Source organism: Streptosporangium sp. NBC_01755, from assembly GCF_035917995.1.
Taxonomy (GTDB): Bacteria; Actinomycetota; Actinomycetes; order Streptosporangiales; family Streptosporangiaceae; genus Streptosporangium.
Genome location: NZ_CP109131.1, coordinates 3762513 through 3786299, shown reverse-complemented (window position 1 = coordinate 3786299; position 23787 = coordinate 3762513). Strand labels below are relative to the sequence as shown.

The window sequence follows — 23787 nt, the reverse complement described above, 5'->3', positions numbered from 1 at the left end:
CTCCGGTGGGCGGGTGCTCCGGGCGGCCGTTGTTGGTGGCGGGTCTGGGGGTTCAGGCCTCCGGCCTGGCGGGCGCGCTGGTTGCGGATTCTTATAAGCCGCCCGGAGCACCCGCCCACCTCCGCGCACCCCTTGCCTCGCCGTACGCCCTGCGGGCCGTAGCCGCTTTCCTACGGGCCGCCGATTGGGCTCTTCGACGCTGAAGCAATCCGTACGGGGGTCGTCCGAGGTCCAGCGCCGTAGCTGAAGCATCGGTGCGGAAAGGAGCGCAGGGAGGCTCACCGTAGTTCATCAGACCCGTCGTGATTCGCCGTCGCCGGTCAGCTTGCTGCGGCTTGTCGTTGCCGGTCATGGCTTGGCTCAGGGGCGAGTGTGATCGGTCTGGCAGGGCACACCGCGACTCGGGCCGCCACCGCGACCGGAGGGTACCTCGCTCCACTCCTCTACCGTGGTCCAACCGGACAGGCACACCGCGACTCGGATCGCCACTGTGACCAGAGGGAGGGGTACGCCTCGCTGACGTCTTGTCCTCCTTGGTCGTGGCGCCGGATCGCCAGGCCAGTTGTTCGGTTCGCTTCTTTCGGTGAAGGCGAACAACCCAAGTCGACTTTGTTCGGTACAGTTAATTCGACCCAGCCGAACAAAATTATGGGGAGCATCGGTGTCAGGACCGGGCAGGCCGTCCAGGGCGACTGTGTATCAGCGCCTCGACGAGGCCGTTCGAGAACTCCGTGACCGCTTGGGTGGATTGCCCTCGCCCGCTGAGGCAGAGGACATCTGGTCTGACATCTGGCACCAGGAAGCCCACAACAGCACTGCGATCGAGGGCAACACGCTCGTACTGCAAGAGGTGGAGAAGCTCCTTGAGGAGGGCCGGGCGGTAGGCGCGAAGCCGCTCAAGGACTACATGGAGGTAAGGGGATACGGCGACGCCGCGAAGTGGGTGTATGGGCAGGCGCTGGAGCCGGGAGACTGGCAAAACGGAGATCTCATCACGCTCCAGGAGGTTCGTCAGATACACCACACCGCCATGTCGCTCGTGTGGGCTGTAGACCCCCATCCTCATGCCACCCCCGCCGAAGGCCCGGGGAACTTCCGGCAGCACGAGATCGCCAAGTTCCCGGGAGGTATGAAGCCGCCGCCATGGCCGGAAGTCGACCCCCGGATGCGAGACTGGGTGAAGGCTGTCGACGACCTTCGCGGTGAGTCCGAGGAACCCCTCCCCGAACGCTTGGCCCACGTTCATAACCGGTTCGAAGAAATACACCCGTTCCTTGACGGCAACGGACGGACGGGCCGTTTGGTGCTCAACCTGATACTTTCCAGGATTGAATATCCACCAGCGATCATCTACAAGCGTGACCGTGACAAGTACCTTCAGGCGATGCGTCGAGCCGACAATGACGAGTTCGGCCCATTGGGTGAACTCATCGCACGCAGCGTGACGACGAATCTGTACCGCTTCGTTATGCCGGCGGTGGCCGGCCCGGTCAAGCTTGTCCCCCTACCTGCTCTCGCGACGCGCGACGTCACCGAAAATGCCCTCCGGGTAGCTGCCGCACGGGGACGACTCCGTGCGGTCAAGGGGGACGACGGTATGTGGCGTAGCAGCAAGAAGTGGGTGAACGACTATCTCAAGTCGAGGCATCGCCGGTCGTGATGTCTCTGCCATGGATAAAATATGACTTGAGCAGCAGGAATACCACCAGCAGTGCCTTTACAAGATGCCGAACGGCTACTGCGGCATCGGTGGCACCAACGTCAAGCCGGGTGACCCGTCCGGGTGGGGCGCCTGCCAGACGGGCCTAGTTCCGACCAAGGAGTAACTCCACAGATCTCGCTGGACGGCTCGCGCTCAATTCCCGGGCGCGAGCCGTCATGCTGTCCGGCCACAGTTGATCCGCTGATCGTCCGCCGTGTCGGCTGTCCGGATCTCAGCCGCCGCCTACGACTCGGTGAGGACGTATACAGCAGCGCGGCCATGCCGGTGCCGCTCACGATGTCACCCTTGCCGACTGGCCAAGGGATGTCGCCCAGCGGTACCCACTCGACACGCTCGGCCTCCCATCCCTCGGTGGGCGGGCCGATGTAAGTGGTGCTGTCGGTGCGGAAGATGTGGTGAACGGAGTCGGAGCTGCCGTTAGTGGGCTGCTTCACCAGCGGGCGCAGTGGCCCAGGTCGCCAGCTGGTCTCCTTCTCGACCTCGCGCGCTGCGGCGACTGCCGGCTTCCCCGTCCTCGATCTTCCCGACGGGGATCTCCCGCCCCCAGGAGTCGGTGATGAAGCGATGCGGCCAGATCAGAAGCACCCGGCGCCGCTCATCGGTGACCACGGTACCGGCTCCGGGCGCGGTGCGGATCAGCCGGTGTTCCAGATACCTGCTGTCATCGCTTGCGTTTATTTCGTTTGTTGCGGATACTGTGAGAAGGAGGTACGGCGATGACAGATGTGCAGGCCAAGCGGGTACAGCCCGGAAGCATTGATGCCGAGATGGCTGGCCGTGCTGTGCGCCGCATCAAGGACTACCTCATGCGATCTCACGAGCAGTCGGCCATCCGTGTTGTCGTGGAACACGGTGCTGAGGACCCATTGATCTTGCCTCGGGAAGCTGTGAGCCTGTTGGCCTTCATCCTTGCCCAGGCGGCTGAAGGGCGAGGGGTGACGGTCATCCCCTCTCAGGCTGAGCTGACGACCCAGCAGGCGGCGGACATGCTGAACGTCTCGCGCCCCCACCTGATCAAGCTTTTGGAGGAAGGAGGGATCCCCTTCCGCTTGGTTGGCAAGCACAGGCGTGTTACATACGAGGACCTTCAGGAGTACAAACGTCGCGATGGCGCCAAGCGCCGTACGGCTGCCGATCAACTTGCTGCGCTAGGCCAGGAGCTGGGCATCTGAGCATGAGCTTTGTGGTGGTCTATGACGCGAACGTGCTCTATGGCAACACACTTCGCGACCTGCTCATCCGCCTGGCCATGACGGGACGGCTCCAGACCAGGTGGACCAGCGGGATTCGCGACGAAATGCAGCGCAACGCGGGTCGCCGAGGCGAGGGTGACAGTGAGAACGATGTGTCGGCTGAAGCGAACCACTACCACCAGCGATACCTGTTCAAAGTACCGGACGGCTACTGCGGCATCGGGGGCACCAATGTCAAGCCAGGCGACCCGTCCGAGTGGGCCGCCTGGAAGACGAGCGTGGTTCTGGCTGAATCCGGATCGCACAGGCGGTTCTGGTGCAGGCGAAGTGGACTCAGCAGATCTCGGATGAGGCATTTGGGGCGATCGGACGTAGCGGCAGGTCGCCTGTTCGTAGGCGTTCACGTTCATGCGATCGCCGCCGAGACGATGACGTCGGCGGCGTTGTCGGCCCCGGCCCAGACCCCTTCGCCCGGCCGCCACACCCTGGCCCACCAGGGCCGCCAGACGAACACCCACCCGCAGGCGCGACGGATGACGGCGATCCGGACCCGGGTCTCACCCACCGCCATGACCTCCAGCACCGGCTGCCCCACCTGGGGCAACACCAGCGAGGTACTCACCCCCAGCCCCCGCAGGTCCCACCCCAGCCGCACCAGGTGAATCAACTGCTCTTGTGAACCACATTCCTTCATCTGCTGTCTGTCCTTTCAGTCGTACGGCTTGTGGGTGCATTCGTTGGTGTCATGGACCGTTCGCAATAGAGGAACGACCTGACTGATTCGCAGCTCGCCATCGGACGGTTGCGCCAAGTAGTTGGACTTTGACGTCTGAAGCCTTGAACCATGGAAGCATTGCAAGTGTGTTCCCGTAGCTGCTTTTTGGCAACTGCCAGCAAGCAACTGCCCAAAAAGAGATCATTATGAAAATGCGGCCGACTTATACCGATAGTGAGGATTTGGGATTGGTTCGTCAGGCACACAGCCCAACCGTCAGGCGGCGTCGGCTTGCCGCCGAACTGCGTCGAATTCGGGAGGAAAAGGGGCTGACTATCGATCAGGTGGCCGAACAGCTCGATTGGCACGCCACCAAGCTGAGCCGTTTCGAGACTGGCCGCAGGGCGGTGCAACCCAGCGACGTGCGAGCCTTGCTCGCTGTCTACGAGGTCCAGGACAGGGAGCGCGACGCGTTGCTCACCTTGGCCCGGGAAGCTCGGCAACGCGGCTGGTGGCATGCCTATGGGCAGGCTGTGCCTGAATGGTTCGAGGTCTACGTCGGCTTGGAGTCAGAAGCCTCGGCACTGCATCTTTACGAATCCGAGTTCGTGCCGGGGCTGCTGCAGACCGGGGACTACATACGTGCGGTGCATCGTGCCGCACAGATCAGAGCATCCGAAGAAGAGGTAGATCAGCGAGTAATGGTGCGCGTCGCGCGCCAGAAGCTGCTGGAAAACGATGACCCACCACACCTGTGGGTGATCATCAACGAAGCGGCCATCCGGCGTCCGGTCGGAGGCGTCCAGGTGATGCGTACCCAGCTCGAATACCTGGTGCAGGCCGCCACACTGCCACACGTGACCCTTCAGGTTCTGCCGTTTTCAGCTGGAGCGCATCCGGCGATGGGCGGAGGATTCCACGTACTCCAGTTCGGCCCGAACGATCCTGATGTGGTCTACATCGAGTACCCCACCGGAACGATTTATCTGGAAAAGCAGTCCGAAGTAGAGCGGTATACGCTGATGTTCAACCACCTGCGTGCTGCTGCCCTGCCTACCGACTCTTCGGGGGAGCTCATCGCACGAGTGGCGAGCGAACTTGGGAAGTGACGACCGATTCAAGAGAAAACGGAGTGCGGGACGGTGGAGAACCAGCCTGTGGACCTATCCCATGCGGAGTGGCGCAAGAGTTCGTGTAGCAATGGCAACGGCGGAGCGTGTGTCGAGGTGGCAGGTAATCTGTCTGGGATCGTGGCCGTCCGGGACAGCAAAGACGCCCACGGCCCGGCGCTGATCTTCTCACCTGACGAGTGGCGAATCTTCCTTGGTCGTATCAAGGCTGGAGACTTCGACACACGTCCCTGATCGCGTGACTGGTCGGGGAGGGTTTCCAAGCGTGAGTTGGGCATCCGTGTTCGAGGCGTATGACGTGTTCTGGGCGGTGGCCATGCGTGACGACGGCCCCGGTCCGGAGGGTTCCGGGCCGGGGGCGTCGTGGGTGCCGGGGCGCCGGTCTCCGGCTTCCCGGGTTTTTCCGGGAACCCGGCTCCGGGCACGGGTGGACTTGGTTACCGGACGCCTCGCCTGCCGTACAGGCTCACCGCCAGAAGGACGCCGACGGCGGCCAGGGCGATCTGGATGATGAGTTCGACCCAGTCGATGCCCGACGTGGTGGCGACTCCGAGGGCTCCGGCGATCGCGGTGCCGATGAGGGCGGCGACGATACCGATGACGATGGTCAGCCAGATCGGGATGCCCTGCTTGCCGGGCACGACGAGCCGACCGAGGGCACCGATGACGGCGCCGATGACGATGGCGGTGATGATGCCGGTGACTGTCATGTTCCACGCTCCTGTCTGCTCAGCTGCCAGGCGTATGCCCTGAGGAAGGGCGACAACACATAACGGAGTGCCCCGAATTAGTGGCCACGGGTCACGATCCTGTCTTGAAGTGGTCGTATACGGGTTCCGGCCTGTGATCGTCCCCGGGGATTCCCGGTGTCAGGGGGTCGGGTCGACGGGCTTTCCGGGGGTTTCGACAGCCGTGGTGCCGTTGGAAACGGCGGGGGTGGCGGGGGCTCCGGGGGTGCTGCCGGGGGTGGTGCCGCTCAGCAGGGAGCGGGCGAGTCCGAGACCGGCGCCGCCGAGGGTGAGAGCCTTGGCGAGCATCTCCTCGACGCCCTGAGCGCCGTTGAGCACGACCATGTGGTCGACGTTGCCGAAGGCCCTCGCCCCCGCCTCGACGATCTGCGGCCAGTTCTCGGCGAGCTGCTGGGCGATGACCGCCTCCTGGTTCTCGGCGAGGGCCTCGGCACGGGCCCGGATCGCGTCGGCCTCGGCCAGGCCCTTCGCCTTGGCCGCCTCGGCCTCCGCGAGTCCCTGTGCCCTGGAGGCCTCCGCGGCGGCCAGACCGGTGGCCTTCGTCGCGTCGGCGGCGGCGAGGCCGCGCAGCCGCACGGACTCCGCCTCGGCCGCGGCGGCCTGCTTGACCTGCGACGCCTGCGCGGCGGCGCGAAGCTCGGTCTCGCGGGCCTCGGCCTCGGCCTGGGCGATGCGGGCGTCGCGCTCCGCCTGGGAGGCCGTCACCGTCTCGTACGCCCTGGCGTCGGCGGGCTTGCGGACCTGAGCCTGGAGTCGCTGCTCGGCCAGCGCCGCCTCAAGCTCCGCGGCACGGGTCTCCTGGACGACGACCTCCTGGCGGGCGGACGCCTCGGAGAGCGGCCCGGCCTGGCGGGACCTGGCCAGGGCCTCGTCGATCTCGGCCTGGTAGGCGGCCTGCTTGATCTGGGAGTCGCGCCAGGCGGCGGCCTTGTTGGCTGCGGCGACCTGTTCGGCCTCGGTGGCCTCCTGGTCGCGCTGGGCCTCGGCGATGCGTGCCGAGGCGGCGATTCTGGCGGCGTGCGGCTTGCCGAGGTTGGTGATGTAGCCCGTCTCGTCCTCGATCTCCTGGATCTGCAGGGAGTCGACGATCAGGCCGAGCTTGATCATCTCATCGGCGGCCGAGGCGCGGGTCTCGCCGGTCAGCCGCTCGCGGTTGAGGATGAGGTCCTCGACCGTCAGGTTGCCGATGATCGACCGCAGGTGGCCGGTGAACAGCTCGTGGATGGCGCCGTTCATCGAATCCTGTTGGTCCAGGAAACGGCGGGCGGAGTTGGCGATCGAGTGCAGGTCGTCGCCGACCTTGTAGATCACGACGCCGCGTACGACCACCGGGATGCCCTGCTGGGTGACGCAGGAGACCTGGAGGTTGGCGGCACGGCTGTCCAGGCGCAGGCGGCGCGCGGTCTGGAATCCGGGGAGCACCGAGGTGCCCTTACCTGTGATGATCTTGAATCCGAGGCTGTCGGCCTCCTCGGCCCTGCCCCGGGCGCCGAGCCCGGAGATGATCAGCGCCTCGTTGGGCTCGGCCACCCGCCAGATGGCCTTGAACAACAGGACGATGACGAGAAGGGCGACGAGGACGACGCCCCCGATGACGAAGTACTCCGTAGGCATCGCGGCCTCCACGATGGGGGATGAGGTGTCAGGCGAGCGCTCGGGCGACGTAGACGGTGCGCGGCGGGAAGAAGGTGACGACCACGACGATCGAGCCGGTGGCGATCTCCTCGTCGGGAACCGTGGGATACGCGTAGAACGCCTCGACACCGCCGCGGACCGCCACCATCACCTCCCCGACCAGGCCGGGACCGATCTTTCCGGTGACCCTGCCCTCTTTACCGACCACGCGATACTCCCCGGACCAGCTGTCAGAGGGAAAACGAATGCCTACCATGCCGCGGCATGAGCTCTGCCGGACTTCCACCGTTAATCCCCGTGCTTCACCTTATACAGGTAACGAGCCGACTCACCATAACGTTCCGGCTTATCCCGACAATCCATACAGCAGGCGCCCCTCGCATCCACGTCGCCTCCTGACCCGCGGAATCCGAGGTCAGTGCCGGAAAGGCGCGGAGCGGGCGGAGCGGTGCGTGCCGGCGCGCCGGGATGCTCCCGGCTAGGGCTGTTTTCCCCGGACCGGATAAGCCGGCGTGACGTCGATGCCCTTTTCAATTCCCGTCGACCACGACATGGCTCTCATGCAGGAGATATCGTGACAGCGCGCTAATGGCATGGGTAAAAAGTTCCCGAAAACGCAGCGCGGCGACCGCGGCGATCCATTCACATCGTGATGATCGCCCCATGACCGATCCTCATGAGATCAATCCACTTAAGGCCCTGGAACTCGGCATGGACCGGCCCATCTCCCGCCGGGACTTCTTCGACGGGATGATCGCGGCCACGGGGATCGCGGCGGCGTGCTCGCTGCCCGGAGCCGGCGGATGGGACGCCTCCCCCGCCGAGAGCGCGGCGAAGGCGTCCCGCCTCGCCGACGCGGAAGATCTGGAGCTTTCGCCCGACACCTCCTACCCGCCGTCCCTCACCGGGCTGCGCGGCGACACCGCGGAGGCGCTGAGCGTGCCCCACGCCCTTCGCGACCAGCGGTTCTGGGCGTACGCGGGCATGCCCGAACCCACCGGCGAGCGCTATGACCTGGTCGTGGTCGGCGCGGGGATCAGCGGTCTCAGCGCGGCCCACCGGTGGCTGGAGCGCGACCCCGGCGCGCGGATCCTGATCCTGGACAACCACGACGACATCGGCGGGCACGCCCTGCGCAACGAGTTCCGCCCGAGGGCCAGGAAGGGGCCGCTGGTCGCGTACGGCGGGTCACGGGCGATCATCAACCCGGCGGCGTGGACCCCCGAGGGGAAGGACCTGCTCGCCAAGCTGGGCATCCGCCCCGAGAGGCTCGCCGGGGAGCGGCGGCTGTACGCGGACCTGGGGATGCACGACAGCGTCTTCTGCGACCGGGAGACCTTCCCGGCCGAGAGGCTGGTCGTGTTCACCCCCGGCAAGCGGGCACCGCGGTGGATCGCCGAACTGCCGGTCGCGGAGCAGGCCGGAAAGGACCTGCTCATGCTGTACGGCGCCCCTCCGGACTGGTTTCCCGGCCTGTCCGGTGAGGAGAAACAGGAACGGCTCGCCCGGCTCACCTACTCGGGTTTCCTCGCCGAGGTCTGCGGGGTCCACCCGGACGTGCTGAAGTTCGTCCAGACCATGCCGAGTGACGAGTGGGCCTACGGCTCCGACGCCTTCGGCGCGATCGACGCCTGGGCCGGCGCCGACGAGTACCGGTACCCAGGGTTCCAGGGGCTCGGGCTCGATGCCTCCAAGCCGTCCAGATACAACTCCCCGACCGTGATCAAGGAGTGGGACACGGACGAGCCTCGCGCCTACCGCTTCCCCGAGGGCAACCAGGCGATCGTCCGGATGATGGCCGCCCGGATGATTCCCGGCTTCGCCACGACGGGCGACATGGCGGGGATCACCACCGCGAGCTTCGACTACGGTCTGCTCGACCGGCCGGGCAACCGGGTCCGGGTACGCCTGTCCAGCCCGGTGGTCTCGGCGGTCAACGACGGCCTGCCGGAGGCGGCCACCGGTGCCACGGTCGGCTACTTCGACGGCAAGTGGGTACGGACCGTACGGGCCGGAAGCGTGATCATGGCCTGCTGGAACTCGATGATCCCCTACCTGGTCGGCGACCTGCCGTCCGCGCAGCGGGCGGCGCTGTACCGGGCGGTCAAGGTGCCCGTGCTGTACGCGACGGTCCAGCTCCGTGACTGGCGGGCCTGGCAGGAGATCGGGATCAGACGCGCCAGGTTCACCGGCGCCCGCTGGTGCGTGGCCGAGCTCGACGACCCGGCCGACGTCGGCGGCTACCGGTGCCCGAGGACACCCCGGGAGCCGATCGCGGTGCACATGGTCAGCACGCCCGTCACCCCCGGCGTGTCACCCGCGCGCGGCTCGATCGCCGGTCGGTACGCCCTGATCGAGACACCGTACGGGCAACTGGAGTACAGCATCCGCGACCAGCTCACCCGGCTGCTCGGCCCGGGAGGCTTCGACGCGGCCCGCGACATCGAGGCGATCACGATCAACCGGTGGGGGCACGGCTACACACCCGAGTACGCCACCCCGTGGGACCTCGACTTCTACCCCGACGGGAACCCGCCGGCGGCCGTCGCCCGCCGGCCGCACGGCCGGATCGCGATCGCCAACTCCGACTCCGTACCCGCCGCCCGCGCCGACGCGGCCGTCACCGCCGCCTACCGCGCGGTCGCCGAGCTCCAGCGCTGACGGGGTCAGGCGGGTTTTCTCAGTCTGGTGAAGGCCCAGCTCATCCTCGGCTCGACCGCCCAGCGGGTGACGCGCCGCACCGGCCCCGTGCACAGCAGGGCGGCGAGCCCCACCCCGAGGAGCGCCACGGCCGTCACCCCCGGCAGGGTCTGGGCCCAGTCGCCGTAGAACCGCTCGGCGACCTTCACCACCAGGCCATGGAGAAGGTAGGCGTACATCGTCGCCGTGCCGAGCTCCGAGTACCAGGTACGCCGGGCCGGGGTGACCGCCAGGAACGCCGCGACGAGCAGCGCACCGGCGGCCAGCATGCCGAGGCGGATCAGGCTGCCGGTGAGGTCGTCGACGCCGATCACGTCGTTGGCGTGCCGCCACCGGATCCACTCTGTCCTCACCTGGGTGTGCACGGCGAGCGTCAGGGCGCCCCCCGCGGCCAGCACGATCGCCCCCGCGGCCCGTACCCACCGCCGCCTGAGCCACTCGAAGTGCTCCGGACGGAGCATCAGCCCGAGCACGTAGAACGGGAGCAGGCCGAGGGTCCGGTTCATCGACAGCTCGTCGGGCAGCCTGCTCACCCCCGACAGCAGCGACAGCCCGACCGCGACCGTCAGCGGCCACCGCAACTGCTGCCAGACCGGTGTGGACAGCCGCCACAGGAACAGCGACATCAGGAACCAGGTCAGGTAGTACGGGTCGAGGAGGCTGATGTCGAGCTTGCCGTACAGGATGAGGCGCGGCAGCGAGTAGAGCAGTTCGAAGATCACGTACGGGACGGCGAGCGTGCTGATCAGCTTGCGCGCCTTGCCGGAGGAGAAGGTGAAGTTCCGCGACAGGTAGCCGCTGAGCACGATGAACAGCGGCATGTGGAACGTGTACACGTAGAAGTAGGCCGCGTGCGCGACCGGCACGTCCCGCAGGTCCTCGATCAGGTGGCCGGAGACGACCAGGGTGATCGCCAGGAACTTGGCGTTGTCGAAGAACGGGTCCCTGCCCGCGGCGTGCGGGAGAACGGCCCGCAGCGGGGTTGCGACACTCACAGCCGGACCGTAACCGGACCCGCCCAACGCCCGGCGAACAGCCGGTGACAGCCGGGGAAATCCCCGCCGCGCCCCCGGCGGGGAGCGGCGGGGACTTCCCCGCCGCGCCCCCGGCGAGGGCGCGCGGCGGAGCGGCGGCTACGCGACGGCGACGGCGACGGCTACGCGACGGCAACGGCGACGGCGGCGCGGCTAGGCGACGGCGCGACTACGCGACGGCGGCGGCGCTGGCGTCCCAGAGTGCGCGTGCCAGCGCGGGGTCGGCCATTCTCCTGGGGACGGCCGCCGGGGCGCTTTTGGCGAAGTAGCGGCCCGGGTGGGCGGTGCCGTCCGGGTGGGTGGCGAGGTGGACCATGGTGCTCGCACCCTCCTCGACGGTCTGGCCCATGCCGGGGATGTTCTTCACCATCCACATCATCAACGTCGCCTGGGCGAACTCGGTCCTGATCACACCGGGGTGGAAGCAGGTCGCGGTCACCCCGGTGCCCGCGAGGCGCCGGGCCAGCTCCACTGTGAAGAGGGCACCCGCCTGCTTGGAGTCCCCGTACTGGAGCCAGCCGCTCCAGCGCCGCCGCTCACGGTCGAGGTCGGACGGGTCGAGGCGCCCGGTCTTGCCCGCCCGGGAGGAGGTGGTGATCACACGCTCCCCGACCCGCTCAAGCAGCAGGTTCGTCAGCAGGAAGGGGGCGAGGTGGTTGACCTGGATCATCGTCTCGTGGCCGTCGCGGGTGAGCGTGCGCTCGCTGCTCATGACGCCCGCGTTGTTGATGAGAATGTCGATCCGCTCGTAGCGGGACAGCAGCTCGGCCCCCAGCCTGCGCACATCGTCCAAGGAGGTGTAATCGCAGGTGAACGTATCCGGGACCGTTCCGGAGACGGCCGTCACCCTTTCCGCCACGCGAGTTGTCTTATCGGGATTACGGCCGACCAGAACAACCCGCTGCCCGCGCCTCGCGAGCTCTACCGCCGCTGCCTCGCCAATTCCGGCACTGGCCCCGGTAATCACACTAGTCATCCGATCCTCCACTGCGCAGAAAGCATATTCGGTGCTAGTCTCCTATGCGATCTTCCGGAGGCCTATCCATCCCTAAACCGGCACGAGCCTCCACACGCTCAGAGGTTGGGACGAGTGGACATGGGCTCTGGAAACCGCTCGATTCGGTTCAAGATTTTCTTGCTGTTGCTCCTGCCGCTGCTGTCACTGAGCGCACTGTGGGGCTTCGTGCTCAACCTCACCATCGGTGACGGGATCGCACTGCTGAATGCGAACAGCATCTACCAGTCGGTGGGCATGACCTCCACGGAGCTGGGACTACAGCTTCAGGCGGAGCGGATGCAGTCGTCGGTGGCGATCAGCTCCCGGGTCCTCACCAGCGGTATGGGCGAGCAGCGCTCCCGGACCGACCGCGCGGTCCAGGCGTTCAAGAAGGCCACCGCCTCCGATGATTCCGGCAGCCCGGAACTTCGCAGTTCGCTGGACAGGCTGCTCAGCCGGCTCGACACCCTCTCGAACGTCCGCTCGGGTATCGACAGCGGGCAGCAGTCACGGCTGGAGGTGCTGTCGAACTACAACCATGTTCTCGACGCCGTCTTCCTGGTGTACGACCAGATGGCCGCGGTGCCCGATCTGGCGATCTTCCAGCAGGCCACGGCCATGCAGGGCATGGGCAACGCCTACGAGATGCTCGCCAGGGAGAACGCGCTGGTCAGCGGGGCTCTGATCGACTACCGGCTGTCAGAGGGGGAGCGCAAGGCCTTCGGCGAGTACGTCACCACCCGGAAATTCCTGCACACCAAGGGCGCGGCCTCACTCGATCCCGAGCTGGGCACGGCGTACCGCGACACCTTCAAGTCCGCGGCCTTCGTGAGGTTCACGAACCTGGAGAAGGCCATCGCCGGATCGACCGGCAACCGGCTGGCTCCCGAGGCCGGCCGGTGGAAGGCGAGCGTGAACGAGATCTCGACCTGGCTCGACAAGGTCAATCTCGCCGCCTCCAAGGAACTGGCGGACCGGGCGCAGACGATGGCCACCGGCGTCCTGCTCCGGATCGTGATCGCCGGCGGCGTCGGCCTGATCGCGGTGGTCGCGTCGATCATCTTCTCGGTCCGCTTCGGCCGCCGCCTGGCCGCCGAGCTCGCCGGGCTCCGTTCGGCCGCCCTGGACCTGGCGGACGTGCGGCTTCCCCGCGTCGTGGACCGCCTGCGGCGCGGCGAGGAGGTCGACGTGCAGGCCGAGGCGCCGCCGATCCAGGCGTGCGGCTCGGCCGAGGTGCGCGACGTGGCCCACGCGTTCGGCTCGGTGCAGCGGACCGCGGTCGAGGCCGCCGTCGGCCAGGCCAACCTGAGGCGTGGCGTCAGCCAGGTCTTCGTGAACCTGGCCCGGCGCAAGCAGAGCCTGCTCCACCGCCAGCTCACCCTGCTCGACAGCATGCAGCACCGGGCGACCGACCCCGACAGCCTTGAGGACCTGTTCCAGCTGGACCACCTGACCACCCGCATGCGGCGGCACGCCGAGGGCCTGATCATCCTGTCCGGTGCGGCGCCCGGCCGGTCGTGGCGCAAGCCGGTGCCGGTGATCGACGTCCTGCGGGCCGCGATCGCCGAGGTCGAGGACTACACCCGGGTCAACGTGATGCCGGTGGCCGACGTCTCGCTCGACGGGAGCACGGTCGCCGACATCACCCACCTGGTGGCCGAGCTGGTCGAAAACGCCACGATCTACTCCCCGCCGCAGGCCATGGTGACCGTACGCGGCGACGTGGTGGCCAACGGGTTCGCCGTCGAGGTCGAGGACCGCGGCCTGGGCCTGGGCCCCATGGAGTACGCGGCCATCAACGAGCGGCTGGCCGGCCCGCCGGAGTTCGACCTGGCCGACAGCGACCGGCTGGGCCTGTTCGTGGTGGGCCAGCTCGCCTCCCGGCACGGCATCCAGGTCATGCTGCGCAACTCGCCGTTCGGCGGCACCACGGCCATCGTGTTCATCCCCCGTACGGTGATCGCCCAGCAGGGGTCGCCGCTCGCCCTCACCGTGGAGCAGGCCTCCTCCAGCACCGAGCACGCCGCCAAGCGTCCGGGAGAACTGTTCGCCCCCTCCTCGCCCGACACGTTCTCGCCCCCCGTCAACGGCAACGGCCTGCCCCGCAGGACGAGGCCGGCCTCCCCTGCCCAGTCCACCGCCGCGCCGTCGCTCAGCGTGGTGACCAACCTGCCGGCCCGTGCCCCGTCCGCCGGGCAGGAGAGGCATCCGGGCGGGTCCGTGGGCCAGGAGACCGGCCGGGCCCGCGCATCCTTCCCCGCGCCGCATCAGGAGTCGCCACGGGGGTCCCGTGAGTCTCACCAGACGCCTCACGAGATCGAGCGTGGCAATGACGCTCCGGCGCGTAGGACGGCCTCACAGCCTGCTACGGGGCCGGGCGGCCTGCCCCGCCGGATCCGGCAGGCGAACCTGGCGCCTCAACTCCGCCAGGAGGCCGAGGCGACGGAGTCCGCCGAGCCGGAGCCGAGGGCGGAACCGCGCGAGGAGCGTTCACCCGACGAGGTCCGCGCGTTGTTCTCCGCCTTCCAGGCGGGTGCACGGCGCGGACGCGAGGAGCAGGACGATGCCCTCGCGCACCATACAACAGGCGACAAGGGGGACACATGACCGGAAAATTGACCAACACCGGCGAGCTGAACTGGCTCCTCGACGACCTGACCAGCAGGGTGAGCGCGGTACGCCAGGCGGTGCTCCTCTCCACCGACGGGCTGGCCGTCGGTTTCTCGAAGGGGCTCAACCGCGAGGACGCCGAACATCTGTCCGCGGTCGCAGCCGGGTTCCAGAGCCTGGCACGCGGCGCGGGGCGCCATTTCGGCGGTGGTGAGGTGCGCCAGACCATCGTGGAGATGGAGTCGGCGTTCCTGTTCGTCACCGCTGCCGGACAGGGAACCTGCCTGGCCGTGCTGAGCAGCTCCGACGCCGATGTGGGCCATGTCGCGTACGAGATGGCGATGCTGGTCAAGCGGGTGGGCCAGCACATCTCCACCGGTCCGCGCCAAGGTCTCTCATGAGCGGGGGAGCGGGTGGCGACGCCGTCCACGGCCCATTGGACCCCCGAACCCGGTGCCGGAGGTCCGGATGACACGCTGGATGGACGAGGAGGCCGGACCGGTCGTCCGGCCCTACGCGCTCATCAGGGGTCGCACCCGCTCCTCCGGTGACACTCTGGATCTGGTCGCGATGGTCACCTCGACCCGCGCCGGGCCGTCCGGGGGATTCGTCCCCGGGCCGGAACAGGAACGCATTCTCGCCATGGTCACCACCCCGACCTCGGTCGCCGACGTCGCCTCGGACCTCAACCTGCCACTCGGCGTGGTCAGGGTCCTTCTCGGCGACCTGCAGGACCACAAGCTCATCTCGATCGGGCGCGCCTCCGCGAGCGAGCGCATTCTCAAGGAAGTGATCAATGGACTTCGGGCCCTCTGACGAACCCGTCGCCCTCAAGATTCTCATCGCGGGCGGCTTCGGGGTGGGCAAGACCACTCTCGTGGGCGCCATCAGCGAGATCCGGCCGCTCCGCACCGAGGAGGTGCTCTCCGACCGCGGTATCGGCATCGACGACGTCGACGGCGTGGAGGGCAAGACCACCACCACCGTCGCGATGGACTTCGGCCGCATCACGATCAGGGAGGGCCTGGTCGTCTACCTGTTCGGCACCCCCGGCCAGGAGCGATTCTGGTTCATGTGGGACGAGCTGTCCTACGGCGCGCTGGGTGCCGTGGTACTGGCCGACACCCGGCGGCTGACCGACTGCTTTCCCTCGATCGACTACTTCGAGCAGCGCGGCACACCGTTCATCGTGGCCGTCAACTGCTTCGACGGCGCCGCCCAGCACGAGGCGGACGACGTACGCGTCGCCCTGGACCTCGACGTGGACGTACCGGTGCTCCTCTGCGACGTGCGGCGCCGCGTCTCGGCGAAGACGGTGCTCGTGACCCTCGTGGAGCACTCGTTGAAGGTGCTGACGGCCAGCCAGAGCTGAGGAACGGGCCGGGGGTGGCTCCCGGCCCCGGTGCCGGGGACCGGACATGGGCACAGCCGCCCCGGCGGGAGGTCACAGTGCCCGCAGGCCGCTGATCAGCTCCCTCAGCAGGCTCTCCGGTGGCACGGAGGCGGCGGGAATCGGCGATCTCACCAGGATCAGGCCCTGGTCGAGCAGGTCGCCCAGCAGGACTTTGATCACGCCGACCGGCAGGTCGGCGTCCGACGCGATCTCCACGATCGGGCGTGCCCGCCTGACCAGTTTGAGCAGCCGCCGGTGTTCGGAGCCCAGGTACGCTCCCGGGGAGATCGGCGTCCCCGTCGCCACCGCCATCGAGAGCAGGTCGAGCGAGGACGACGCCCTGGTGCGTCCCCCGGTCATCGCGTAGGGGCGGACGACGGGACCGGCCTCCTCGTCCACCCACTCGACGTCGTCGCTCATTGGCCGGCCATCCGGGGTCCGGTGGCCAGATGCTGTCCGACACGGGTGACCAGGCGGGCCATCTCATAGGCGATCAGGCCCACGTCGGCGGCACCGGTGGTCATGACCGACAGGCAACTCCCCTGACCGGCTGAGGTGACGAAGAGGAACGCGGAGTCCATCTCCACCATCGTCTGGCGTACGGCGCCGCCGCCGAACTGCAGGCTGGTGCCCTTCGCGAGGCTCTGGAAGCCGGAAGCCACCGCCGACAGGTGATCGGCGTCCTCCTTGCTCAGCCCTCTGGACGAGGCCATCATCAGCCCGTCGTTGGACAGGATCAGCGCGTGCGAAACGTCCGCCACACTCGTGACGAAGTCATCCAGCAGCCAATAAAGCTCACCCGGCACGTGGTTAAACCCCTTCCCCTCTGATGATCATGTTGATTTTTCCCCCCACCGGCGCGGCGAATCCGGTCTTGTGGACCCGTCTCCGCCCGCGCTCCCGCTCTCGCGGCCCGGCTCAACGCTCGGCATCGCCGTCCTCGTCGGCGGCCCGGCCACGCCGCCAGCCGGACTGCATGGCGCTCATCAGCGCCCTCGCCTCCTCCGGCGACCGCTCCTCGATCTCGGCGTCGGGCGGGCGTGACTCCCTGACCTGCCTCGGCGGCGTGTTGGCCTGCCGTACCCGGCGTGGCAGACCGCCGACGCGCCGCAGCGGCCTCCACAGGTCCACCGGAATCGGCACCGCCGGCTCAACGGGTTCACCGGACCCGGCGGCCCGTTCCGACCGTCCCTCAGGCTCGGGCCGGACGCTGATGACCGTGAGCACCGGCGGCTCCGGGAACTGCTCGACGGGCTCCGGCTCTCCGAGCGGTTCCTCGGGGATGAGGACGACCACCGCGGTGCCGCCGTACGGCGAGGAGTGCAGCACGACCTCGGCCCCGTACCTGGCGGCCAGCAACCCGATCACGGCGAAGCCCAGCCGGTCGGTGTCGGCCGGGTCGAACTCCGGCGGGCTGGCCAGGCGCTCGTTGATCGCGGCACGCCTCTCCGCGGTCACCCCGAGCCCTCTGTCCTCGATCTCGACGGCGAAGCCGCGGCCCACGAGCTCACCCCGGACCGAGACCTGGCTGTCGGGCGGGGAGAAGACCGTGGCGTTCTCCAGGATCTCCGCGAACAGGTGCATCATGTCCGCGACGGCGTTGCCGACCAGGGTGGTGCCGCCCATCGGGTAGATCCGCACCCGGGCGTAGTCCTCGACCTGGGCGGCGGCCCCGCGCAGCACGTCCTCCATCGGCACCGGCGAGCGCCACGTGCGGCCCGCCGCCCCACCGGACAGGATCACCAGGCCCTCGGCGTGGCGGCGCATGCGGGTGGTGAGGTGATCGAGCCTGAAGAGGTTCTCCAGCGCCTCGGGGCTCTCCGCCCGCTTCTGCATGCCGTCGAGCAGCTTCAGCTGGCGCTGCAGCAGCGACTGGCTCCGGCGGGCGAGGTTACGGAAGGACTGGGCGGTGCCCTCGCGCAGCCTGGCCTGTTCCACGGCGGCGTCCACGGCGCTGCGCCGGACGCTGTCGAAGGCGGCGGCGACATCGTGGATCTCGGCGGTACTGCCCAGCGGTTCCAGCGCGGGCGCCTCGGTCGTCACGTCCACCTTCTCGCCGCGGCGCAGCTTCTCCATCATCCCGGGAAGCCGCACCTCCGCGAGGTCGGCGGCGGCCCGCCGCACGGCGGCGAGTTCCCTGGTGACCCCGCTGCCGATCCGGTAGGAGACGAGCAGCGACGCGACGACCGCGACGAGGCCGAGCACGCCGACGAGGTCGGCGCGGACGTAGACGCCCGTGGTCGCGGGCTTGGCCCGTGCGACGAGCATGGGACCGACCTCCGCCATCGACCGCTGGTAGGCGGCGTCCAGCGCGTCGCCCGCGGCACGCCACTCGGCGGCCGAGACGCTGTGGCCGCGCAGCAGGCGATACTCCACGGCGGTGAACCGGGCGTACGGCGAGGAGGCGATCAGTTCTGTGAAGGGGGCGCGCAGCGAGGGCTCCAGCTCGGGGAGCGCCTGTTCCATGAGGAAGGTCCGGCTACCGGCGAGCCGGGTGAACATTCGCATCTCGCCCGCCGTCATCGGGCTCTCCAGCGCCAGCGGTCCCGTGGCGAGCGCCCGCTCGCGGCTGAGCATGTTCATGGCCTGGTCGACCGCCACGGCGCCGCGCAACTGGCGGTAGATCGGGATCTCGTTGCCGGGACTCAGGGTGTTGTAGAGCCGGTTCAGGGCATCCGGCACCCTCGCGAACTCCTCTACAAGCCCTACCGGGCCGATCCGCCCGGAGTCGATCCTGGCGCGGATCGCGTCGAGCCCTTCCACCTGCCTCGTCAGCTCGGCGTAGCGTGTCCTCATCTCGTCGGACATCTCCGATTGCACCGCGTCCCCGTCCATCTCCTGGCGGAGACGGTTACGGACCTGATCGGTGACCGCGCGCTGTCCGGTGAGGGTCTTGTGGTCGGAGTCGAAGCGGGTGGCCAGGTACTCGGCCGACAGGATGTGCTCGCGTTGGACCGCGTTCTTCAGGTCGGCGGTGGGCTTGCCGATGGATTCGTACAGTGTGCCGATGGAGCGCAGGCTCATCGAGTCGCCGACCGTGACGGCCGCGGCGAAGCCCCATACCGCCACCAGTGAGGTGAGAGGGATGGCCAGCAGCACCGAGACCTTGAACCGGATGGACTTGCTCGATGCCATGTCACCTCAACGGCTCGCTCACGGAACGCCAGGGGGAGCCCCCGGACGATCTCTAGATCGCCGACGAGAATAGCACTGGCTACTCCTGCCATTTGTAGCCTATTTGTGACATGTCATGAAATAGTCATGAGAAGTGACAAGTCAGCCCAGAGCGGCGCGTGATGCGGGAGCGGCGCTCCGCGCCCAGGTAAGTCGCGCGAGCCGGGCGGCCAGCACACCGACCAGCGCGACCTCGGCGCCGAGCAGGATCCGCTCGGCGAGACCGGCGAGCACCCCGTGCCCGGGAAGCGCCACGTAGGTGATCACCAGCAGGCCGAAACCTCCGGCCAGCGCCAGCCACTCCACGGTCCCGGCCACCGGCCGCCACCGCTCGTCCTCCCTGAACCGCGCCACCAGCAGGCCACCCGCCGCGGGTATCGCCACGAACACGGCGATCGACACGTAACGGTAGGTCTGGCCGACCAGGTCCGTGCCCGTGCCGGGAAGGACCGCGGGCAACACCCCGAGGACGATGAGCCCGGCGCCCCACACCCACATCAGCCGCTCGGCCAGGACACCCATCGGCGCCCCCGTCGCACGCAGCCCGGCGACCAGCGCGAGGGAGGCGACCCCCAGCGACGCCATGACGAACCCGGTGATCCCGCTGCGGTCCAGCGCGACGTACTCACTGATCGTCAGATCGAGCGGGTCCGGGTACGAGACCGGGTCAGGCTGCCCCACGACGGCGGCCAGGGCGGCCGCGGCGGCCGTCACGATCCCGGCGCATGCGATCAGGGGGTAGAGCCTCTTCGACGCGAGCATGGATCAAGCCTGCTCCCCGGAGGGGATCTCAGGCATCCGGCGGCATCCCTGATCCAACCCTGAGCCGTCCCTGAGACGAGCGGACCGAGAGGGGCCCGAGACGGGCCCGCGGACCTCGGCGTAGCGGGCCCTGATCCCGGGCGCGGGATCGGCCTCGTACCGCTCGGCCCTGCCCGCCTCCCAGGCCGGGGGCTCGTCGCCGCCGAGCAGCCAGGCGGCCTGCCTCGCCGCCCCGTCCGCGACGTACTCCCCCTGCTCGGGAACGAGCACGGGCCGCCCGAAGACCGCGGGGGCGATCCGCCGTACGGCCTCCGACCTGGCGCCGCCTCCGATGAGCAGCACCCTGGCCGGGTCGAGCCCGAGGGCGTCGAAGGCGTCGGCGAGGTGGCAGAGCAGGCCCTCCACCGCCGCCCTGGCCAGGTGGGCCGGGGTGGAGGTGCCCAGCGTCAGCCCGTGCAGCGAACCCGTGGCCGAGGGCAGGTTCGGCGTGCGCTCGCCTTCCAGATACGGGACGTGGACAAGGCCGCCGGCCCCCGAGGGTGCCTCCAGGGCCAGCCGGTCGAGCTCGTCGAGACCGACCCCGAGCATCCGCGCGGTGGCGTCGAGCACCCTGGCCGCGTTGAGCGTGGCCACCAGCGGCAGGAACCGCCCGGTGGCGTCCGCGAACCCGGCCACGGCGCCGCTCGGGTCCGCGCTCGGGCTGTCGGCGACCGCGAAGGCCGTCCCCGACGTCCCGATCGACACCACCACGTCCCCCGGCAGGGCTCCGACTCCGAGGGCCGCCGCCATGTTGTCGCCCGTCCCCGGCGCGAGCCGCACCGCCCCGGTTCCGGACACCCTGACCTCTCCCGCGCCGTCACGGGGCCCCAGCACCGCGGGGAGTTCGGGGAGAGCGCCGAAGGCCGTCCGCAGCAGGTCGGTCCGGTAGGCCCCGGTCGCGGGCGACCAGTATCCGGTGCCCGAGGCGTCACCCCTGTCCGTGACGAACTCCCCACCAAGCCGCCAGGTGAGCCAGTCGTGTGGCAGGCACACCCTCGCCGTACGACGGGCGGAGTCCGGCTCGTGCTCCGCCAGCCAGCGGAGCTTGGTCACCGTGAACGACGCCACCGGCACGCTGCCGACCGCCTCGGCCCAGCGCTCGGGGCCGCCCAGCTCCCTCACCAGGTCGGCCGCCGCCCCGGCGGAGCGGGTGTCGTTCCACAGCAGCGCCTTCCTGACGACGTCGCCGGAGGAGTCCAGGCAGACCATGCCGTGCTGCTGCGCGCCGATGCTCATCGCCTCGACGCCGTCCAGCCCACCCGCCCGGGCGAGCGCCTCCTGGAGCGCCTCCCACCAGGAGGCGGGGTCGACCTCGGTGCCCTCCGGGTGGGGCGCGCGCCCCTGACGGACCAGGGCGCCCGTGCGGGCGTCCCTGATCACCACCTTGCAGCTCTGGGTCGACGAGTCGACCCCGGCCACGAGCGTCATCCGCGGACCCCGAGGAGGTGGTCCATGGCGAGCTGGTTCAGGCGCGTGAAGTGGAATCCGCGCGCGGCCGCCGCTTCGAGGTCGAAGTCGTCGCGGTCCAGGTCCGCGATCGTCTCGCCCGGGGCCAGCGTGGGCTCGGAGAGCTCGGCGACCCTGCTCGCGGCGAGCGCCTCGATGACCTCGGGATCCGCGCGGAAGGCCCTTGCCTTCTCCTTCAGGATCAGGTACGTGCGCATGTTGGCCGCGGCGGAGGCCCAGACGTCCTCGGAGTCCTCGGTACGCAGCGGCTTGTAGTCGAAGTGCCGGGGTCCCTGGTAGCCGCCGTTCTCCAGCAGGTCGACCAGGAAGAAGGCGTTCTTCACATCGCCGTGGCCGAAGATCAGGTCCTGGTCGTAGCGGGGGCCGTGCTGGCCGTTCAGGTCGATGTGGAAGAGCTTGCCGTGCCAGAGGGCCTGCGCGATGCCGTGCGCGAAGTTGAGCCCGGCCATCTCCTCGTGGCCCACCTCGGGGTTGAGTCCGACGCGGTCGGGGTGTTCGAGCTCGTTGATGAACGCGAGCGCGTGGCCGATGGTCGGGAGCAGGATGTCACCGCGCGGCTCGTTCGGCTTGGGCTCGATGGCGAACCTGATGTCGTAGCCCTTCTCGATCACGTACGAGGTGAGCAGGTCCATGCCCTCCTTGTAGCGGCTGAGCGCGGCCCTGATGTCCTTGGCGGCCCCTGACTCGGAGCCCTCGCGCCCACCCCAGCAGACGTAGGTGGTCGCGCCGAGCTCGGCGGCCAGGTCGATGTTGCGGATGACCTTGCGCAGCGCGTGGCGGCGGACCTCACGGTCGTTGCTGGTGAACGCGCCGTCCTTGAAAACCGGGTGGGTGAACAGGTTGGTGGTGGCCATCGGGACCTTGAGCCCGGTCTCGGCCAGCGCCCTCTTGAAGTTCGCGATGGCCTTGTCCCTGTCGGGCTCGACGGCGAGCAGGTCGTCGTCGTGGAAGGTGACGCCGTACGCGCCGAGCTCGGCGAGCCGATGAACGCTCTCCACCGGGTCCAGCGGGGCCCGCGACGCGTCCCCGAAGGGGTCACGGGCCTGCCAGCCGACGGTCCAGAGCCCGAAGGTGAAGCGATCTTCGGGCTTGGGGGTGTAGGCGCTCATCCGTTCCTCCGATTTAATCCACTTTATGGACTTAATATGGATCGGAGTGGTGAGATCGTCAAGAGGTGGATGTTTCATGACACAGGCCGTACGCCACGACTCGATGCGTGCCCGCAACCTCGGCGTGATCCTCGGTGAGATCCGCAGGAACGGCCCGGTCACCCGGGCGGCGCTGGCCGAGATCACCGGGCTGACGAAGACGACGGTGTCGAAGATGGTCGGCGACCTGATCAAGGCGGGCATGGTCACCGAGTCCGGCGCGCTGCGGGACGGCGAGCGGGGACGGCCGGGCACGGCGGTCGTACTCAGCGGGCGGCGGGTCGCCGCGCTCGGCCTGGAGATCAACGTCGACCACCTGTCCGCCTGCGTGGTCGACCTCACTCTCGCGGTGCGGCTCCGATATGCACAGGCTGTGGACAACCACGCGGCCTCCCCTGTGGAAACCCTTTCCAACCTGGCAAAACTTGCCCGCAGGGCTGTGGACGAAGCCCGCCGGGATAGCCTTTACATCGCCGGAACGACCCTCGCGGTGCCCGGCCCCGTGGACGGGGGACTCGTGCACACCGCCCCCAACCTCGGCTGGCACGACGTCCGCGTCTCCGACCTGCTGGACTTCCCCGTCGAGGTGGACAACGAGGCCAACCTCGCGGCCCTGGGCGAGCTCTGGTTCGGATCGGCCCCCGGCGACTTCCTGCACGTGTCGGGGGAGATCGGCATCGGCGCGGGCCTGGTGGTGGACGGCACCCTGTTCCGCGGCGCCCGCGGCCTCGCCGGGGAGCTGGGACACGTGGTCGTCCACCCGGACGGGCCGGCCTGCCGCTGCGGCGGCCGGGGCTGCCTGGAACAGTACGCCGGACAGGAGGCCCTGCTCCGGGCCTGCGGCCTGACCGGCATCCCCGAGCTGCTGAAGAGCCTGCGCGCGGGCGAGCCGGACGCGCTGGAAGCGTGCGAGCGTGCCGGGCAGGCACTCGGCATCGCCCTCACCTCGGCGGTGAACCTGATGGATCCCGGCATGATCGTGCTGGGCGGCATCTTCGCCCCGCTCTTCCCGTGGATCCGGGATCCGGCGCACCGGACGATGACCGCCCGGCTGGGCGCGATGCGCCAGGCGGTCCCCGAGTTGTCCGTCTCACGGCTCGGCGGCGACGCCGCGACCCTGGGCGCCGCCGGACAGGTCATCCACCAGGTCATCAATGCTCCCATTGCGACGCTGGCGCGTATCTAATGCGTATCCAATGCGACGCTGCGCGTCGCGGTGAGGCCGCTCAAACCCGGCTCCTTCCCTCGTCGACCGGGGCCGCTCGTTCCTCACGAGTCGCCGGCGCGGCCTCACAACCCCGCTCTCCTCAGTCCAGTC

At 68.7% G+C, this 23787-nt stretch carries 23 protein-coding genes; 10 read left to right on the top strand and 13 right to left on the bottom strand.

Features of this window, described 5'->3' with window-relative positions; translation table 11 throughout:
* The first annotated feature begins 661 nt into the window (after positions 1 to 661).
* The gene (locus OG884_RS17840; RefSeq protein WP_326646481.1) at positions 662 to 1660 is read left to right on the top strand and encodes a Fic family protein; all 999 of its coding nucleotides are present in this window, start codon (positions 662 to 664) and stop codon (positions 1658 to 1660) included.
* A gap of 101 nt (positions 1661 to 1761) precedes the next feature.
* On the opposite strand, the gene OG884_RS17835 is transcribed toward OG884_RS17840, so the two are convergent.
* On the bottom strand, positions 1762 to 2289 hold the full coding sequence (locus OG884_RS17835; protein ID WP_326646946.1) for an NUDIX hydrolase: 528 nt from the start codon (positions 2287 to 2289) through the stop codon (positions 1762 to 1764).
* A gap of 150 nt (positions 2290 to 2439) precedes the next feature.
* On the opposite strand from OG884_RS17835, the gene OG884_RS17830 reads away from it, so the two are divergent.
* Complete coding sequence (locus tag OG884_RS17830; protein WP_326646480.1) at positions 2440 to 2895, top strand: helix-turn-helix domain-containing protein; 456 nt, start codon at positions 2440 to 2442, stop codon at positions 2893 to 2895.
* A 427-nt stretch (positions 2896 to 3322) separates the two neighbouring features.
* Here OG884_RS17830 and OG884_RS17825 read toward each other — a convergent pair whose 3' ends face one another.
* Entirely contained in the window at positions 3323 to 3610 is a 288-nt protein-coding gene (locus tag OG884_RS17825; protein ID WP_326646479.1) for a hypothetical protein, read from the bottom strand.
* 227 nt (positions 3611 to 3837) lie between these two features.
* On the opposite strand from OG884_RS17825, the gene OG884_RS17820 reads away from it, so the two are divergent.
* Positions 3838 to 4740 (top strand): helix-turn-helix domain-containing protein, encoded by a 903-nt coding sequence (locus OG884_RS17820; RefSeq protein WP_326646478.1) that lies wholly within the window; start codon positions 3838 to 3840, stop codon positions 4738 to 4740.
* A 33-nt stretch (positions 4741 to 4773) separates the two neighbouring features.
* Complete coding sequence (locus tag OG884_RS17815; protein WP_326646477.1) at positions 4774 to 4995, top strand: DUF397 domain-containing protein; 222 nt, start codon at positions 4774 to 4776, stop codon at positions 4993 to 4995.
* Between the two features lie 203 nt (positions 4996 to 5198).
* Here the strand turns inward: OG884_RS17815 and OG884_RS17810 are convergent, their stop codons facing one another.
* The 3 genes from OG884_RS17810 to OG884_RS17800 all read right to left on the bottom strand — a co-directional run bounded on the left by OG884_RS17810 (position 5199) and on the right by OG884_RS17800 (position 7353).
* On the bottom strand, positions 5199 to 5471 hold the full coding sequence (locus tag OG884_RS17810) for a GlsB/YeaQ/YmgE family stress response membrane protein (protein ID WP_326646476.1): 273 nt from the start codon (positions 5469 to 5471) through the stop codon (positions 5199 to 5201).
* 159 nt (positions 5472 to 5630) lie between these two features.
* Positions 5631 to 7124: an SPFH domain-containing protein gene (locus tag OG884_RS17805; protein WP_326646475.1), complete on the bottom strand. Its 1494-nt coding sequence runs from the start codon at positions 7122 to 7124 to the stop codon at positions 5631 to 5633.
* A 28-nt stretch (positions 7125 to 7152) separates the two neighbouring features.
* A complete protein-coding gene (locus OG884_RS17800) occupies positions 7153 to 7353 on the bottom strand; it encodes a hypothetical protein (RefSeq protein WP_326646473.1) in 201 nt (66 codons plus the stop codon).
* Positions 7354 to 7808: 455 nt separating this feature from the next.
* On the opposite strand from OG884_RS17800, the gene OG884_RS17795 reads away from it, so the two are divergent.
* A complete protein-coding gene (locus tag OG884_RS17795) occupies positions 7809 to 9806 on the top strand; it encodes an FAD/NAD(P)-binding protein (RefSeq protein ID WP_326646472.1) in 1998 nt (665 codons plus the stop codon).
* 5 nt (positions 9807 to 9811) lie between these two features.
* Here OG884_RS17795 and OG884_RS17790 read toward each other — a convergent pair whose 3' ends face one another.
* Together OG884_RS17790 and OG884_RS17785 are read right to left on the bottom strand one after the other, a co-directional pair.
* Positions 9812 to 10840, bottom strand: coding sequence for an acyltransferase family protein (locus OG884_RS17790; protein WP_326646471.1), 1029 nt, complete (start codon positions 10838 to 10840; stop codon positions 9812 to 9814).
* Positions 10841 to 11048: 208 nt separating this feature from the next.
* Positions 11049 to 11855, bottom strand: coding sequence for an SDR family NAD(P)-dependent oxidoreductase (locus tag OG884_RS17785; RefSeq protein ID WP_326646470.1), 807 nt, complete (start codon positions 11853 to 11855; stop codon positions 11049 to 11051).
* A gap of 159 nt (positions 11856 to 12014) precedes the next feature.
* Between OG884_RS17785 and OG884_RS17780 the strand changes: the two genes are divergently transcribed.
* The 4 genes from OG884_RS17780 (at position 12015) to OG884_RS17765 (ending at position 15858) form a co-directional block, all read left to right on the top strand.
* Positions 12015 to 14483 carry a sensor histidine kinase gene (locus OG884_RS17780; protein WP_326646469.1) on the top strand — a complete coding sequence of 823 codons (2469 nt, stop codon included), beginning with the start codon at positions 12015 to 12017 and terminating at the stop codon, positions 14481 to 14483.
* On the top strand, positions 14480 to 14887 hold the full coding sequence (locus OG884_RS17775; RefSeq protein ID WP_326646468.1) for a roadblock/LC7 domain-containing protein: 408 nt from the start codon (positions 14480 to 14482) through the stop codon (positions 14885 to 14887). The genes OG884_RS17780 and OG884_RS17775 overlap by 4 nt, the downstream gene beginning before the upstream one ends.
* Positions 14888 to 14954: 67 nt before the next feature.
* Positions 14955 to 15302: a DUF742 domain-containing protein gene (locus OG884_RS17770; RefSeq protein ID WP_326646467.1), complete on the top strand. Its 348-nt coding sequence runs from the start codon at positions 14955 to 14957 to the stop codon at positions 15300 to 15302.
* On the top strand, positions 15283 to 15858 hold the full coding sequence (locus OG884_RS17765) for a GTP-binding protein (protein WP_326646466.1): 576 nt from the start codon (positions 15283 to 15285) through the stop codon (positions 15856 to 15858). Before OG884_RS17770 ends, OG884_RS17765 begins: the two co-directional genes overlap by 20 nt.
* A gap of 72 nt (positions 15859 to 15930) precedes the next feature.
* Here the strand turns inward: OG884_RS17765 and OG884_RS17760 are convergent, their stop codons facing one another.
* From OG884_RS17760 to xylA, 6 genes are all read right to left on the bottom strand, one after another.
* A complete protein-coding gene (locus OG884_RS17760; protein WP_326646465.1) occupies positions 15931 to 16299 on the bottom strand; it encodes a DUF742 domain-containing protein in 369 nt (122 codons plus the stop codon).
* Positions 16296 to 16685: a roadblock/LC7 domain-containing protein gene (locus OG884_RS17755; protein WP_089210923.1), complete on the bottom strand. Its 390-nt coding sequence runs from the start codon at positions 16683 to 16685 to the stop codon at positions 16296 to 16298. The genes OG884_RS17760 and OG884_RS17755 overlap by 4 nt, the downstream gene beginning before the upstream one ends.
* A 112-nt stretch (positions 16686 to 16797) precedes the next feature.
* A complete protein-coding gene (locus tag OG884_RS17750; protein WP_326646463.1) occupies positions 16798 to 19014 on the bottom strand; it encodes a sensor histidine kinase in 2217 nt (738 codons plus the stop codon).
* 141 nt (positions 19015 to 19155) lie between these two features.
* Positions 19156 to 19815, bottom strand: coding sequence for a DUF998 domain-containing protein (locus tag OG884_RS17745; protein ID WP_326646462.1), 660 nt, complete (start codon positions 19813 to 19815; stop codon positions 19156 to 19158).
* Positions 19816 to 19818: 3 nt separating this feature from the next.
* On the bottom strand, positions 19819 to 21282 hold the full coding sequence (gene xylB, locus OG884_RS17740; protein ID WP_326646461.1) for a xylulokinase: 1464 nt from the start codon (positions 21280 to 21282) through the stop codon (positions 19819 to 19821).
* The gene (xylA, locus tag OG884_RS17735) at positions 21279 to 22430 is read right to left on the bottom strand and encodes a xylose isomerase (RefSeq protein WP_326646460.1); all 1152 of its coding nucleotides are present in this window, start codon (positions 22428 to 22430) and stop codon (positions 21279 to 21281) included. The genes xylB and xylA overlap by 4 nt, the downstream gene beginning before the upstream one ends.
* 76 nt (positions 22431 to 22506) lie before the next feature.
* On the opposite strand from xylA, the gene OG884_RS17730 reads away from it, so the two are divergent.
* Complete coding sequence (locus OG884_RS17730) at positions 22507 to 23655, top strand: ROK family transcriptional regulator (protein ID WP_326646459.1); 1149 nt, start codon at positions 22507 to 22509, stop codon at positions 23653 to 23655.
* The last annotated feature ends 132 nt before the right edge of the window (positions 23656 to 23787 follow it).